Source organism: Clostridium intestinale, assembly GCF_035905475.1.
Classification (GTDB): Bacteria; Bacillota; Clostridia; order Clostridiales; family Clostridiaceae; genus Clostridium_T; species Clostridium_T intestinale.
Map to the genome: position 1 here is coordinate 978805 of NZ_CP121166.1, position 13957 is coordinate 992761.

Genomic DNA, 13957 nt, shown 5'->3' on the forward strand with positions numbered 1-13957 from the left:
TAGTATAGAATTTAGTTTATTAATGGTATAATTAGTTATTATTTATATTTTTATTACAACTTAGATTGGAGGAAATTAATGTACGTTTTAGTTGAACTGTTAAGTAAAACATTAGAGTTAGGGGCATCAGATTTGCATCTTACAGTAGGAATTCCACCTGTAATTAGAGTTAATGGTGGATTGATTAAAATAGGAAGTTCTAATCTAACTCCTGTAGACACCGAAAAATTTGCAAAAGAAATACTAGAAGAAAAATTCACAGAATATAGTCAAGTGGGTGAATATGATACATCTTATTCAATTGCTGGATTAGGTAGATTTAGAGTGAATGTATTTAAACAAAGAAATTCAGATGCATTAGCACTTAGAGTTATTGCATTAAAGATACCTACACTTCAAGAGCTTAGTCATCCACCTGTATTAAAAGAGTTAACTGAGAAAAAGAGAGGATTAGTTCTAGTTACTGGGCCAACTGGAAGTGGTAAATCTACAACTTTGGCTGCCATGCTTAATGAGATAAATCATAATAGAGAAGCTCATGTAATAACTTTAGAAGATCCTATAGAATTTTTACATAAACATGATAAGTGTATAATTAATCAAAGAGAAATAGGAAAAGATTCAAATAGTTATCAAAATGCTTTAAGAGCTATATTAAGAGAGGACCCTGATGTTATTCTAGTTGGAGAGATGAGAGATCTTGAAACTATAGCTATAGCAATAACAGCTGCTGAAACAGGGCATTTAGTCTTTTCAACATTACATACTATTGGAGCTGCAAAGACGATAGATAGAATAGTAGATGTTTTCCCTCCGCACCAACAACAACAAATAAGAATTCAATTGTCAGCAGTGTTACAAGGAATTGTTTCGCAGCAATTGGTACCAACAGCTGATAAACAAAGTAGAGTAGCAGCATTAGAAGTTATGATCACTACCCCAGGAATTCAAAATATAATAAGAGAAGGAAAAACCCATCAAATTGAATCATCAATACAAACTGGAAGCAAATATGGAATGAAGACCATGGATATGGCTTTAGCTGAGTTATATAGAAAAGGAATTATTACTCAAGAGACAGCTTTAAGTTATGCCGTTGATAGAGAGACTATTAAAAGAATTATGTTGCTTTAGATAAAACTAATTTGTAAGATATCAGATTCATCTTACAAATTAGTTTTTAAATATATTTGATATAGACCCAAAAAAATTAAATAATTAGCAATAAATTAACATATTAAGGCGAACAATAAGTAGTATTATAAGTTGTTTTATGCTAAAATGGGTATGAATTAGGGGGGAACTTTTGATGCAATATATAAAAGGTATACTAGACTATATCTCAGTTATTTATTCAAACGTAGTATTTGTAATATCAATGTACTTTTTATTTCTTTCATTTTTTGGACTTATTAAGGTTAAATCAAAGAAGAAAAAGAAACCCACAACAAGTTTTGCATTAGTTGTTGCGGCTCATAATGAAGAGAAAGTTATTAGCGGTATAATAGATAGTTTAAATAGGTTAGATTACCCTAAAGAATTATATGATATTTTCGTTATAGCAGATAATTGCACTGATAATACAGCTAGAATTGCTAGACAATGTGGTGCACAAGTTTTTGAAAGAATGGATGCAGAGAAAAGAGGAAAAGGATATGCTTTAGAATGGATGTTTAATAAATTGTTTTCCATGAAGAAGCAATATGATTCAGTTGCGGTTTTTGATGCCGACAATTTGGTAAGTAAGAACTTTTTAAGTGAAATTAACAACAAATTTTTAGATGGATATAAAGTTGTCCAAGGATATTTAGATTCTAAAAATCCTAATGACACATGGATTACAGCTAACTATTCAATATCTTTTTGGTTATCTAACAGAATATTCCAATTGGCTAGAGCAAATATCGGATTATCAAGCCAATTAGGAGGTACAGGTTTTTGTATAAAAACAGATATACTTAGAGAATTAGGATGGGGAGCTACTTGTTTAACTGAAGACTTAGAGTTTACTTGCAAGCTTGTACTAAATGGATATAAGGTTGGGTGGGCACATGATGCTATCATATATGATGAAAAACCTTTAACACTAGGGCAGTCTTGGGCTCAAAGAAAAAGATGGATGCAAGGATTTGCAGATGTATCTAGTAGATATTTCTTTAAGTTATTGAAAAAGGGAATAAAAGAGCTTAATATTGTGGTTTTAGATTGTGCACTTTATAGTATACAACCGATAATTATAGTTTTGCTTGGAATAGCTTTGGTTTTAAATATGTATAATCAAGTTGTTAATGCCCCAGAGCTTATATCGGGAGTTCTAAGTACTCTTAATAATTTTAATGCTAATATTACAAAGGTTGGAGCGACTGGACTAATAATACTACAATTTTTATATAATCCTATAATATTGGTTTTAGAAAGAAAGTTAAGCTTTAAAATACTACTATATTATATTTTAAATCCTATATATTCTTTAACATGGGTACCAATATCTATTCAAGGTATGATAGATAAAAATAAAAAAGAATGGTCTCATACAGCTCACACTAGAAATATAGATATAACTGAGTTAGAAAAGGTGAATTAACATACAGGAAACTGTATGTTTTTTTATTTTGGTATAATTTACATAGAGGAAAAATCAAAGTTTTGTTGAATATACTTAATAGTTCTAATTTCTTTACTGAAATGAGAATAAATATTTTAATTTGGTTATAAAATAAATCATTTTATTTACGATAATATAATGAGAGGGAATATAACCAGAATATTCATAGGGAAATTATTGATAAATTTTATAAAATAATTTAATAAATCCTTAAAATCATAATATTTCAGTTAAAAAAACGAAAATAGTATGATAAAATAAATAATATAGTTATTTTTGGTGATATCTTAATTTATTTTGAAAATACTAAGAAATGTTTATGATATTTGTAGGAAAATTGTTAATTTTATCTCCAAATGAGACTTATTTACAAATTTCTTCAACAAATTCATCCTTAACACTTGTAAAGGATGTATATGATGATTTAAAATTAATGTATAGGATTTTTACAATTGAGAATATTTTAACTAAGGAAAGTAGTAAACAAATGAACTATTAATAACGAATTAACTAAAATAAAATTTTACTAAAGGAAATTTTCTAAAGGAGGAATTACTTTGTTAGACTTTGAAGTAGATATGCATGATTTTGCCAATATAAAAGTTGTTGGCTGTGGTGGCGGAGGTAGTAACGCCGTAAATAGAATGATTGTTGAAGGATTAAGAAATGTTGAATTTATTGCTATAAATACTGATAAGCAAGCACTTATGCTTTCACATGCTAATCAGAAAATACAAGTAGGAGAAAAATTAACCAAAGGTTTAGGAGCAGGAGCTAATCCAGAGATCGGGAAGAAAGCTGCTGAAGAAAGTAGAGAAGAAATTGAAGAGGCTATTAAAGGCGCTGATATGGTGTTTATAACGGCTGGTATGGGTGGGGGAACTGGAACTGGAGCTGCACCTGTAGTAGCTGAAATAGCTAAATCTTTAGGCATATTGACTGTTGGAGTAGTTACTAAGCCATTTCCTTTTGAAGGAAGAAGAAGAATGAAACACGCAGAAATGGGTATAGAGAATCTTAAAGAAAAAGTAGATACATTAGTTACAATTCCTAATGAAAGATTATTGTCAATGGTTGATAAAAAAACTACTTTACTTGAATCTTTTAAATTTGCAGATGATGTATTAAGACAAGGTGTACAAGGTATATCTGATTTAATAACTATACCTGGACTTGTTAATCTTGACTTTGCAGACGTTAGAGCAGTTATGTTGGACAAAGGTTTAGCACATATGGGTGTCGGAACTGGTACTGGCGATAATAGGGCTCAAGATGCAGCAAAGCAAGCTATATCATCACCATTATTAGAGACGTCAATTGTAGGAGCTACTGGAGTATTATTAAATGTTACTGGAGGAGCTGATTTAGGTCTTTTAGAAATTAATGAAGCGGCAGAAATAGTTCAGGAGGCTGCTGACCCAGATGCTAACATAATATTTGGTGCTGTGATTGATGAGACATTAAAAGATGAAATAAGAATAACTGTTATTGCTACAGGTTTTGAAGAAGAAATAAGAAGAATTCAAAAACAAGAAGTTAAAGAAGAAGTAGCAGCAACTACAATGACAAGAGAGAAAGAAGAAGTAGTGGAAAGCCAGGCTTTTGATCCAGAAGAGATAAATATACCTACTTTTTTAAGAAATAGAAGAAAATAATAAAATTTATGATAAACAGCTATGAGGTTTTATGAACCGCATAGCTGTTTTTTTCAATTTTTAATGTAATTTATTGTAAAAAAGAAGTGTAAAATAATTGAAATTATAATGTTTAAAATGACAAAATTCTGATATTAATAGTTTTATAATTTACTTGTGAGGTGGAGTTGATGGAGATAAATTTAGATATATTTTTAATAGAGAATTTTGTGATTAATTTATTTTTAATAGTAATAATGATGAAGTTATTAAGAGCAAAGCGAAAGCGAAGAATGGAAATTATAGCAGCAATGGTTGGAGCTTTTTACACTTTAGTTATGATATTTCCTGAAGTGAGTATTTTAGCCGCCTTACCATTTAGAATAATAGTAGCTGTTATTATGGTCTATATAGCTATGAGGTGTAGAAATGTTAAGGAGATGCTTAAGGGAACATTAGTGTTAATATTAACATCATTTATATTAAGTGGAGTATCCTTTGGATTTTCTTTAATGGGTAATGGATATAGCTTAGAAGATGGACTTACAATAAATAATTATCCAATAAAATATTTAATAATATCTATATTAACTATATTTATATTAGTTGAAAGAATTGTTAATACAATCAGAGATAAGATGTTTGTGGAGAATTATATATACAATTTGACAATAAAGTATCATAGTAAAGAATTTTATGCTAAAGGTTTTTTAGATACAGGGAATGAGCTTAGAGAACCAATTACAGATTTGCCTGTGATTGTAGTTGAAAGCGATATATGTAAATATGCCGATTTTAATGAAAAAGAGGCTATATATATAAATATAAAAACTATCAATGGTGATGGTGGAAAGCTAAAGGGTTTCAGAGTTAAAGATGTAGTAATTGAAAATGAAAAAAGTAAGTTGATTAGAGATGTTATTATCTGTTTAACAGAAAATATATTAAGCGGAGAAGGAGCTTATAATGCATTGTTATCTAGAGGAATAGTATAAGGGAGTTGTGACGTTATGATGAAAATACTTTTATTACTTAATAAGCTTGTAATCAAATTAAAGTTATTTAAAAAGAGGGTTTATTATATTGGTGGAAGCGATGCTTTACCACCACCATTATCAAAAGAAGAAGAAGAAGAACTTGTAGAGAATCTTATGTCTGGAGACGAAAGAATAAGAAGTACATTGATTGAAAGAAATCTAAGATTAGTTGTTTATATAGCTAGAAAGTTTGAAAATACAGGAGTAGGTGTTGAAGATTTAATTTCAGTTGGTACTATTGGATTAATAAAGGCTGTTAATACTTTTAATCCTGAGAAAAAGATAAAACTTGCTACTTATGCATCAAGGTGTATAGAAAATGAAATTTTGATGTATTTAAGAAGAAATTCAAAGGTAAAAGCCGAAATTTCTTTTTATGAGCCACTTAACATAGATTGGGATGGAAATGAATTATTATTATCAGATATATTAGGTACAGAAAATGATATAGTATATAACCTAATAGAAGATGAAGTGGACAAACAACTTTTGTTTATGGTTCTTAAAAGTTTAAATGAAAGAGAAAAGGAAATAGTTAAATTAAGATTTGGATTATATGGGGTTAGAGAAAAGACACAGAAAGAGGTAGCCGACATGCTTGGGATATCACAATCATATATTTCAAGGTTAGAAAAAAAGATAATAAGTAGATTAAAAAAAGAAATGAATAAAATGATTTAAATTATTATCAGTATAAAATTTACTTCTTAGGGATATACTCTAAATGCAATCAGTTATTACTTCCTAAGGGGTTGATCATTTTGATAATTAATAAGGTTGAAATCTGTGGAGTAAATACTTCAAAACTTCCTGTACTAAAAGGCAAGGAAATGAAGGAGCTTTTACTCAAAATGAAAGCTGGAGATGATAGTGCTAGAGAGATATTCATAAAAGGAAACTTAAGGCTTGTATTGAGTGTTATACAAAGATTTAACAACCGTGGTGAAAATGTTGATGACCTTTTTCAGGTGGGTTGCATAGGATTAATGAAAGCTATTGACAATTTTGATTTATCACAAAATGTAAAATTTTCTACCTATGCTGTTCCAATGATTATAGGAGAAATCAGAAGATATTTAAGAGATAATAATTCAATTAGAGTAAGCAGATCTTTAAGAGATATTGCATATAGAGCTCTATTAGTGAGAGATAGATTAATTAATGAAGATAATAAAGAACCAACTATATCTCAAATTGCAAAGGAGTTAGATTTACCAAGAGAAGAGGTAGTATTTGCATTAGATGCAATACAAGACCCGGTATCATTGTTTGAGCCTATTTACCATGATGGTGGAGATGCTATTTTTGTAATGGATCAGATTAGTGATAGTAAAAATGGAGATGATAGTTGGTTAGAAAATATATCAATTAAAGAAGCCATGAAGAAATTAAACGAAAGAGAGAAATTAATATTAACATTAAGATTTTTTAATGGAAGAACGCAAATGGAAGTCGCAGATGAAATAGGTATTTCTCAAGCACAAGTCAGTAGACTAGAAAAAACAGCATTAAAACATATGCGAAAGTATGTCTAAGAGCTCAATTGAGCTCTTATTTTTCATTGTTTATAGGAGTTAGTGGCATTGTATTAATTTAAAGTGTGTAGAAATATTTTTAAACGTGCAGAAATATTTTTTTGTGTGCATATATTTTTAATTGAAGAATATTATGTAATACAGTAAAAGTTATAGGGGGGAGAACTATGGATGAGGAATTACATTCAATAAACTCTATTCGAGCTATGGAAGTTATTGATATTGAGCGTGGAGCTAAAATAGGATTTGCTAGAGATTTTAAAATAGATTGTGAAAGTAGTACCATAGAGTCAATACTTATTCCAGTTCAAAAAGGATCTTGGTTTGGTAAAGTGGAATTTATAGAAGTACCATGGAAAGATATAATAAAAATAGGTGATGATGTTATTTTAGTTAAGTTAAATACATTTATGGATGAAATACTCTAGAAAAAAGCGTCTATTGACTGTATAATATAATTACTTTAGAAAAGAAGGGCGTGAAGTTAGTGAGATGTCCATATTGTTCTTATGAAGAAAGTAAGGTTGTTGATTCTCGTTCTACAGAGGATTTTACAGCTATTCGAAGAAGAAGAGAATGTCTTAGCTGTGGGAAAAGATACACAACTTATGAAAAGGTTGAAGATATACCTATTTTGGTAATTAAAAAGGATATGAACCGTGAGATTTTCTCAAAGGAAAAAATAGTTAGCGGTTTAATAAAAGCATGCCAAAAGCGACCTGTATCTAGAGCTCAAATTGAAGATTTAGCTAATGATGTTGAAAAAGCTATTAGCAACAAGATGATTTCTGAGGTTAAGTCAGAATATATTGGTGAGATGATAATGGAAAGGCTTAAGGTAATAGATGAAGTATCCTATGTTAGATTTGCATCTGTATACAGACAATTTAAGGATATTAATACTTTTTTACAGGAAATTAAAAGCTTAATGACAAACAAGGACTACTAATAGAAGGTAGTCCTTTTGTTATAATTAAGTTAAAAAAGCAATTAAAATGTTTCAAATTAACTATAAAATGTTAAAATTAAATTACTTGAGGAGGATAATTGATGACAAATATTAACAATGAAGAATTCATATCATTTTCTGATGATAAGTTTGAAATATATTTTTCTATAGGAGATAAAAATTATAACAGAAAACTTGAAAAAGGCAGGAATAATATAGAGAAGTTAAAAGACATATTTGAATTAAATTCTATAAAGTATCTTACCCAAATACATTCAGATAAAATCATAAATGTATTAAGTGTTGATGAAGAAACTAATAGCGAAGAGGCAGACGGCCTAATTACTACTTTAAAAAATGTAGGAGTAGGTGTTTTTTATGCAGACTGTGTTCCAGTTATATTATATGACAAGGTTAAGGGCGTCATAAGTGCAGTTCATAGCGGATGGAGAGGAACTTATGATGAAATAGTTAAGAATGCAATAAGTATGATGAAAGATAAATATAAATCAAAAGAAGAAGATATTAAAGTTATTATAGGTCCACATATTAGACAATGCTGCTACGAGATTAGTGAAGAATTAAGAGATAAGTTTAATAATAAGGAATCTTTTAAGGGAGAAAATCTTTTTGCTGGGAGAAATCTTTCATTAGAGAAAGTAATATTAAAAACATTGAGCAATAATAGGATAAAAGAAGAAAATATACAGACTATTAAATTATGTACTTGTTGCGATACCAATAATAAATTACATTCCTATAGAAGAGATGGAAATGAAGCTGGAAGATGTTATTCGTTTATAGTTAAAAGATAATTAATTGGAGGGGATTTTTGTGGCTAATGAAAAAATTCTTATTGTAGATGATGAAGAACATATATTGGAGTTATTAAAATTCAATTTAGAGAATGCTGGATATAAGGTCACTACATCTACTAATGGTATAGATGCATTAAAAAAGGTAAAAAATGATTTGCCTAATCTAGTATTATTAGATTTAATGTTACCTGGGTTAGATGGGTATGATGTGTGTAAGGAGATTAGAAAAGATCCTAATGCTCAAAATATACCTATAATTATGACTACTGCTAAGAGCGAAGAATTAGATAAAATATTAGGGCTTGAATTAGGTGCTGATGATTATATAACAAAGCCATTTTCAATAAGAGAGCTTCTTGCAAGAGTTAAAGCAGTTTTAAGAAGAATTAATACCACTCCAACTTCAGAAAGAGCTTTTAGTTTTTCTAATATATCAGTAGATTTTAATAAACATGAAGTGGTAAAGGATGGAGAAAAGGTAGATTTAACATTAAAAGAATTTGAACTGTTAGAAATACTTATAAAAAATAGAGGTAGAGTTTTAACAAGAGAAACTTTACTTGATAAAATATGGGGATATGAGTACATTGGTGAAACAAGAACTGTAGATGTTCATATAAGACATCTAAGAAAAAAAATTGAGATAGACGATAAAAATCCTAAGTTGATAGAAACTATTAGAGGAATAGGCTATAGATTTTTTAATGGAGATTAAATATGAAAAAGAAGATATTAATAACTGTAATTATAGCAATCTTATTTGCATTAATTGTAATAAGTTCTTCATTTATAGCCATAGTAAATTATAGATATATCGACAGTTCTAAGGAAACTTTAAAATTCTATAATGATTTAATAAAATATTCAGATTTAAGCAAAATTGAAAATCTAAAGGAACTAGTTAAGGCTGATGAAGAAGCAAAACAAGTAAGAATCACATACATATTGCCTGACGGAACTGTAATTTATGATACAAATGTAGATAAATCTACACTTGAAAATCATAATAACAGGGAGGAAGTTAAAGAAGCAGAAGAAGAAGGAGAAGGCTCCGCTGTAAGATATTCAACCACACTAAAGAAAACATTAGTGTATTATGCTACAAAATTAAATGATGGAAGTATTATAAGAACCTCTATTGCTATAGAGAATACTAAAGTATTTAAAGATGGACTTTTAAAATATTATTTAGTTATACTTGCAATTGTAATTTCTATTTCTATTATAATATCTTTAAAATTAATTAGGGTTATATTAGAGCCTGTTAGAGAAATGGAGTTTATCACTTCTAGAATTGCTAGAGGGGAATTAAACAGGAGAGTAAAAATATTATCCAATGATGAACTAGGTACATTAGGAAAAACATTTAATAATATGGCAGATCAATTACAAGGAAAGATAAATGAAGTTTTAGACAAGCAGAATCGATTAGAAGCTATATTACAAAGTATGGATAGTGGTGTGATAGCTGTAGACAGAAAACATAATGTCATAATGATGAACCATTATTCTAAAAAAATATTTGGAATAAAAAAGGATATAATAGGGGAACCTCTTATGGATCACATACGTGATTTTGAGTTAGATCTATTATTTGAGAAAAAAGATGTACGTGTTCATGAAATTAAAATAATTTGGCCAAAAGAAAGTATTCTTAGAATAAGAACAGCTGATATTATAAATGGACTTGATTATATAGGAACAGTTGCAGTTTTACAAGATATTACTGATATAAGAAGGCTTGAGAATATAAGGTCTCAATTTGTAGCAAATGTATCCCATGAACTTAAAACTCCATTAACATCAATAAAAGGGTTTGCTGAAACTCTTAAATATGTGAAAGATGATGAGAATAGGGAACGTTTTTTAAATATAATTAATGATGAGGCTGAGAGGCTTACAAGGCTTATTAATGATATATTAACCCTTTCTAATATTGAACAAAAGGGTGATGTTTTTAAGGAAGAATTTTTCCCTAATGCTGTTATTGATGATGTTTTTATTCTTATGAATAACCTAATAGAGGATAAAAAAATTAAATTAGAGTTTGAAAATAATAATACCAAATATCTTTACGGAAGTAGAGATGGGTTTAAACAAATGTTAATTAATCTTATAGAGAATGCAATTAAGTATTCTGAAGAAGGAGATAAAGTAACTTTTAGAAGCTATAATTTGGACAATAAACTAGTAATAGAGGTTGAGGATACTGGTTGTGGTATTCCGGAATCTGAAATACCTAGAATATTTGAACGTTTCTATAGGGTAGATAAAGCTAGAAGCAGAGCAAAGGGTGGAACAGGCCTTGGATTGGCTATAGTTAAACATATAGTTAAGAATTTTAATGGAGATATTACAGTTAATAGTGTCTTAGGTAAAGGAAGTAATTTTATAGTGAAAATAAAACATATATAAAAATAGGATGCCTCAAGGGAAGTTTATAACCTTTGATGCATCTTATTTTATTTAATATAAGAATTTCAAGAAATTATTCAATTGTTAACTTTTCTTAACAATTATCTAATATTACTTAACATCAAACTAATAACAGGTTAACTTTTAATGTTTATTATATTATTTGTAAGGAATAATAAATGCATAGAAAGAAATAAACATGAAAGAATCTTTGGAGGTTAAAAGATGAAAAGAAGAGGTATTAAGTTAGCGATTTTAGGATTATCATTAACCATAGGTTTAGGCGCATTCGCAGGATGTTCAAAAGGAACTGATGAAAATGTTAATGGAAGTGAATTAAGTGGAAGTATAACATTATCAGGATCATCTGCTTTATTACCATTAATTGAAGCTTCAGCAGAACCATTCCAAGACGAGAATCCAGATGTTGTAATTAATGCTCAAGCGGGTGGATCAGGTCAAGGTTTAACTCAGGTATCAGAAGGTTCTGTAGATGTAGGTAATTCTGATGTATTTGCAGAAGAAAAATTAGATGCTGCTAAAGCGAAAGAGTTAATAGACCACAAAGTAGTAGCTCAAGGTTTTGCAGTTGTTGTAAACAAAAACCTTAATGTAACTAATTTAACAAAACAACAAATTCAAGATATATTCTCTGGTAAGGCTAAGAACTGGAAAGAAGTTGGAGGACCAGATAAAGAAATAATTATAGTTCATAGACCAAGTTCATCAGGAACTAGAGCTACATTTATCAAAACAATTCTTGATGGAAAAAAAGAATTAGAAAATGATCAAATAGGTGTAACTCAAGAAAGTAATGGCGCAGTAGTTAAAGCTATGGAAAACTCAGATGGAGCAATAAGTTATGTAGGATTATCTTACTTAAATAGTGATGAAGCTAAAAGCAAGCTATCAGCAGTTAAAATTGATAATATTGAAGCTACAGTTGCTAACATAACAACAGGCAAATACCCATTCTGGGCATGGGGACATATGTATACAAAAGGAGAACCAAATGAAATAGCTAAAGCATTTATCGATTATATAACAAGTGATGCAAATAAAGAAGTTGTTGAAAAACAAGGATATATCAGTGGAGCTGAAATGAAGGTTAAATAATAATCTTAATTCTCCAAGGACTGGCAAATGCGCCAGTCCTAAATTCAGTGAGGGGGGAAAGTACAAAAATGGAAGACTCAAAAAACGTATTAAAGAAAATTAAAAATGAATATGCTGGAAGAGGATATGCATATTTCTGCGGAGTAATGATAATTATAATTACTCTAACTATCATGATATTTATAGCCTCCAAAGGGGTTCAGACTTTTATAAAAGATGGAGAGAGTTTAAGTGGATTTTTATTTGGAACAAGATGGAATCCTAGTGGAGATATTCCGCAATATGGTGCTTTAGTATTTATATTAGGGTCAACATTTATATCTGTTGGAGCAGTAATAATTAGTGCCCCTATAGCTATAGCTTTGGCTATATTTATGAATTTGATATCATCTAAAATAGGAAAAACTGTACTTCAACCAGTTTTAGAACTATTTGTTGGAATACCATCAGTTGTTTACGGATGGATGGGTATAACAGTTCTTATTCCTCTAATAAAAAACTCTTTTGGTGGTCTTGGATTTAGTTTGCTTGCAGGTATTTTAGTACTTAGTGTAATGATATTACCTACAATAGCTTCACTTTCATCTGATGCTATTAAAACTGTACCAAGAGAATATTTAGAGGCCTCTTATGGATTAGGGGCAACTAGATGGCAAACAATAATAAAAGTAATATTGCCAGCAGGTAAAAATGGTATATTAACAGGTGTTGTTTTAGGTATTGCAAGAGCCTTTGGAGAAGCATTAGCAGTTCAGATGGTTATAGGAAATACTGCAAGACTGCCATTTAAATTAACAGAGTCTATGGCAACTCTAACAAGTATTATAACTATGGATATGGCTAATACAGCAGGTGGATCAACATGGAACAATGCTTTATGGACACTTGCACTTATACTATTAATTATAAGTTTTGTATTTATATTAATAATAAGAAAAATAGGATCTAGAGGTGAAGAGAGATGAGTGCAAAAACGCAAGACAAAATAGCTACCGTTATTTTATATATAATAGCTTCTTTAGTTGTATTATTATTAGTATCATTTTTCGCAGTTGTTATTTATAGAGGTGCATCTTCGTTAAACTTTAAGTTTTTATTCGGCGCACCAAAAACCACTGCGGCTGGTGGTGGAATAGGACCACAATTATTTAATTCAGTGTATATGTTGATAATTTCTTTAATAATAACTGTACCTTTTGGTATAGGTGCAGGGATATTCTTAGCCGAATACGCAAAGGAAGGTAGATTTGTTAGGTTTGTTAGATTATCAATAGAAACTATGGCATCTTTACCATCAATAGTAATAGGTTTATTTGGATTATTGATATTTGTAACTTACTTTGGCTGGGGTTATTCTCTTTTGGCAGGAGCTCTATCAGTTTCAATATTGAATTTACCAGCTTTAGCTAGAGTTAGTGAAACTGCTATAAAGGAATCATCTAAAAAAGTAAAAGAAGCAAGTTTAGGGTTAGGAGCTACTAAATGGCAAACGATAAAAAAGGTAATATTACCTTCTGCAATGCCACAAATATTAACAGGAATAATTTTAGCTTCAGGAAGAATATTTGGTGAAGCAGCTGCATTTCTATATACAGCAGGACTTAGTGCAGGAAGACTTAGATTCTCTAATATAAGTCTTACAAATAATGTATCACCATTTTCATTATTCAAACCAGCAGAAACTTTAGCAGTACACATCTGGAAGCTTAATGCTGAAGGCATAGTTCCAGATGCTGCTAAGATAGCTAGTGGTACATCAGCAGTTTTAATTCTTGCAGTATTATTATTTAACATTATAGCTAGATTAATTGGAAATGCATTATATAAATCGTATAGTGGAAAGTAGGA

15 protein-coding genes are annotated in these 13957 nt (G+C 29.7%); all 15 read left to right on the forward strand.

Translation table 11 applies throughout. From position 1 onward, the window contains the following. Positions 1-78 precede the first annotated feature (78 nt). Positions 79-1134, forward strand: a complete 1056-nt coding sequence (locus tag P8F83_RS05035; protein WP_315109926.1) for a type IV pilus twitching motility protein PilT — start codon at positions 79-81, stop codon at positions 1132-1134. A 175-nt stretch (positions 1135-1309) separates the two neighbouring features. Beyond that, a complete protein-coding gene (locus P8F83_RS05040) occupies positions 1310-2584 on the forward strand; it encodes a glycosyltransferase family 2 protein (RefSeq protein WP_326513710.1) in 1275 nt (424 codons plus the stop codon). Positions 2585-2918: 334 nt separating this feature from the next. Then, on the forward strand, positions 2919-3104 hold the full coding sequence (locus tag P8F83_RS05045; protein WP_326513711.1) for a hypothetical protein: 186 nt from the start codon (positions 2919-2921) through the stop codon (positions 3102-3104). Positions 3105-3162: 58 nt separating this feature from the next. Then, on the forward strand, positions 3163-4260 hold the full coding sequence (gene ftsZ, locus P8F83_RS05050; protein ID WP_238904672.1) for a cell division protein FtsZ: 1098 nt from the start codon (positions 3163-3165) through the stop codon (positions 4258-4260). Between the two features lie 170 nt (positions 4261-4430). Beyond that, positions 4431-5234 carry a sigma-E processing peptidase SpoIIGA gene (locus P8F83_RS05055; protein WP_326513712.1) on the forward strand — a complete coding sequence of 268 codons (804 nt, stop codon included), beginning with the start codon at positions 4431-4433 and terminating at the stop codon, positions 5232-5234. Between the two features lie 15 nt (positions 5235-5249). Then, on the forward strand, positions 5250-5957 hold the full coding sequence (gene sigE / locus P8F83_RS05060; RefSeq protein WP_021802195.1) for an RNA polymerase sporulation sigma factor SigE: 708 nt from the start codon (positions 5250-5252) through the stop codon (positions 5955-5957). An 80-nt stretch (positions 5958-6037) separates the two neighbouring features. Continuing rightward, positions 6038-6811: an RNA polymerase sporulation sigma factor SigG gene (gene sigG / locus P8F83_RS05065; RefSeq protein ID WP_021802194.1), complete on the forward strand. Its 774-nt coding sequence runs from the start codon at positions 6038-6040 to the stop codon at positions 6809-6811. A gap of 167 nt (positions 6812-6978) precedes the next feature. Then, entirely contained in the window at positions 6979-7239 is a 261-nt protein-coding gene (locus P8F83_RS05070) for a YlmC/YmxH family sporulation protein (protein WP_021802193.1), read from the forward strand. Positions 7240-7298: 59 nt separating this feature from the next. Beyond that, entirely contained in the window at positions 7299-7760 is a 462-nt protein-coding gene (gene nrdR / locus P8F83_RS05075; protein ID WP_021802192.1) for a transcriptional regulator NrdR, read from the forward strand. A 101-nt stretch (positions 7761-7861) separates the two neighbouring features. Then, positions 7862-8575, forward strand: a complete 714-nt coding sequence (gene pgeF, locus P8F83_RS05080; protein WP_315109915.1) for a peptidoglycan editing factor PgeF — start codon at positions 7862-7864, stop codon at positions 8573-8575. Positions 8576-8594: 19 nt separating this feature from the next. After that, positions 8595-9293, forward strand: a complete 699-nt coding sequence (locus P8F83_RS05085) for a response regulator transcription factor (RefSeq protein ID WP_315109913.1) — start codon at positions 8595-8597, stop codon at positions 9291-9293. A gap of 2 nt (positions 9294-9295) precedes the next feature. Further along, a complete protein-coding gene (locus tag P8F83_RS05090) occupies positions 9296-10993 on the forward strand; it encodes a HAMP domain-containing sensor histidine kinase (RefSeq protein WP_315109911.1) in 1698 nt (565 codons plus the stop codon). Positions 10994-11218: 225 nt separating this feature from the next. After that, positions 11219-12109, forward strand: coding sequence for a phosphate ABC transporter substrate-binding protein (locus P8F83_RS05095; protein WP_326513713.1), 891 nt, complete (start codon positions 11219-11221; stop codon positions 12107-12109). A 68-nt stretch (positions 12110-12177) separates the two neighbouring features. After that, positions 12178-13074, forward strand: coding sequence for a phosphate ABC transporter permease subunit PstC (pstC, locus tag P8F83_RS05100; protein WP_286904387.1), 897 nt, complete (start codon positions 12178-12180; stop codon positions 13072-13074). Next, a complete protein-coding gene (gene pstA / locus P8F83_RS05105; RefSeq protein ID WP_286904389.1) occupies positions 13071-13955 on the forward strand; it encodes a phosphate ABC transporter permease PstA in 885 nt (294 codons plus the stop codon). The genes pstC and pstA overlap by 4 nt, the downstream gene beginning before the upstream one ends. The last annotated feature ends 2 nt before the right edge of the window (positions 13956-13957 follow it).

Bases quoted from the DNA above. Each gene is read 5' to 3' on its own strand.
- P8F83_RS05095 (WP_326513713.1), top strand. From the start codon at position 11,219: ATGAAAAGAAGAGGTATTAAGTTAGCGATTTTAGGATTATCATTAACC.
- P8F83_RS05035 (WP_315109926.1), top strand. From the start codon at position 79: ATGTACGTTTTAGTTGAACTGTTAAGTAAAACATTAGAGTTAGGGGCA.
- sigE (WP_021802195.1), top strand. From the start codon at position 5,250: ATGATGAAAATACTTTTATTACTTAATAAGCTTGTAATCAAATTAAAG.
- P8F83_RS05040 (WP_326513710.1), top strand. From the start codon at position 1,310: ATGCAATATATAAAAGGTATACTAGACTATATCTCAGTTATTTATTCA.
- P8F83_RS05055 (WP_326513712.1), top strand. From the start codon at position 4,431: ATGGAGATAAATTTAGATATATTTTTAATAGAGAATTTTGTGATTAAT.
- pstA (WP_286904389.1), top strand. From the start codon at position 13,071: ATGAGTGCAAAAACGCAAGACAAAATAGCTACCGTTATTTTATATATA.
- pgeF (WP_315109915.1), top strand. From the start codon at position 7,862: ATGACAAATATTAACAATGAAGAATTCATATCATTTTCTGATGATAAG.
- P8F83_RS05070 (WP_021802193.1), top strand. From the start codon at position 6,979: ATGGATGAGGAATTACATTCAATAAACTCTATTCGAGCTATGGAAGTT.
- pstC (WP_286904387.1), top strand. From the start codon at position 12,178: ATGGAAGACTCAAAAAACGTATTAAAGAAAATTAAAAATGAATATGCT.
- P8F83_RS05090 (WP_315109911.1), top strand. From the start codon at position 9,296: ATGAAAAAGAAGATATTAATAACTGTAATTATAGCAATCTTATTTGCA.
- P8F83_RS05045 (WP_326513711.1), top strand. From the start codon at position 2,919: ATGTTTATGATATTTGTAGGAAAATTGTTAATTTTATCTCCAAATGAG.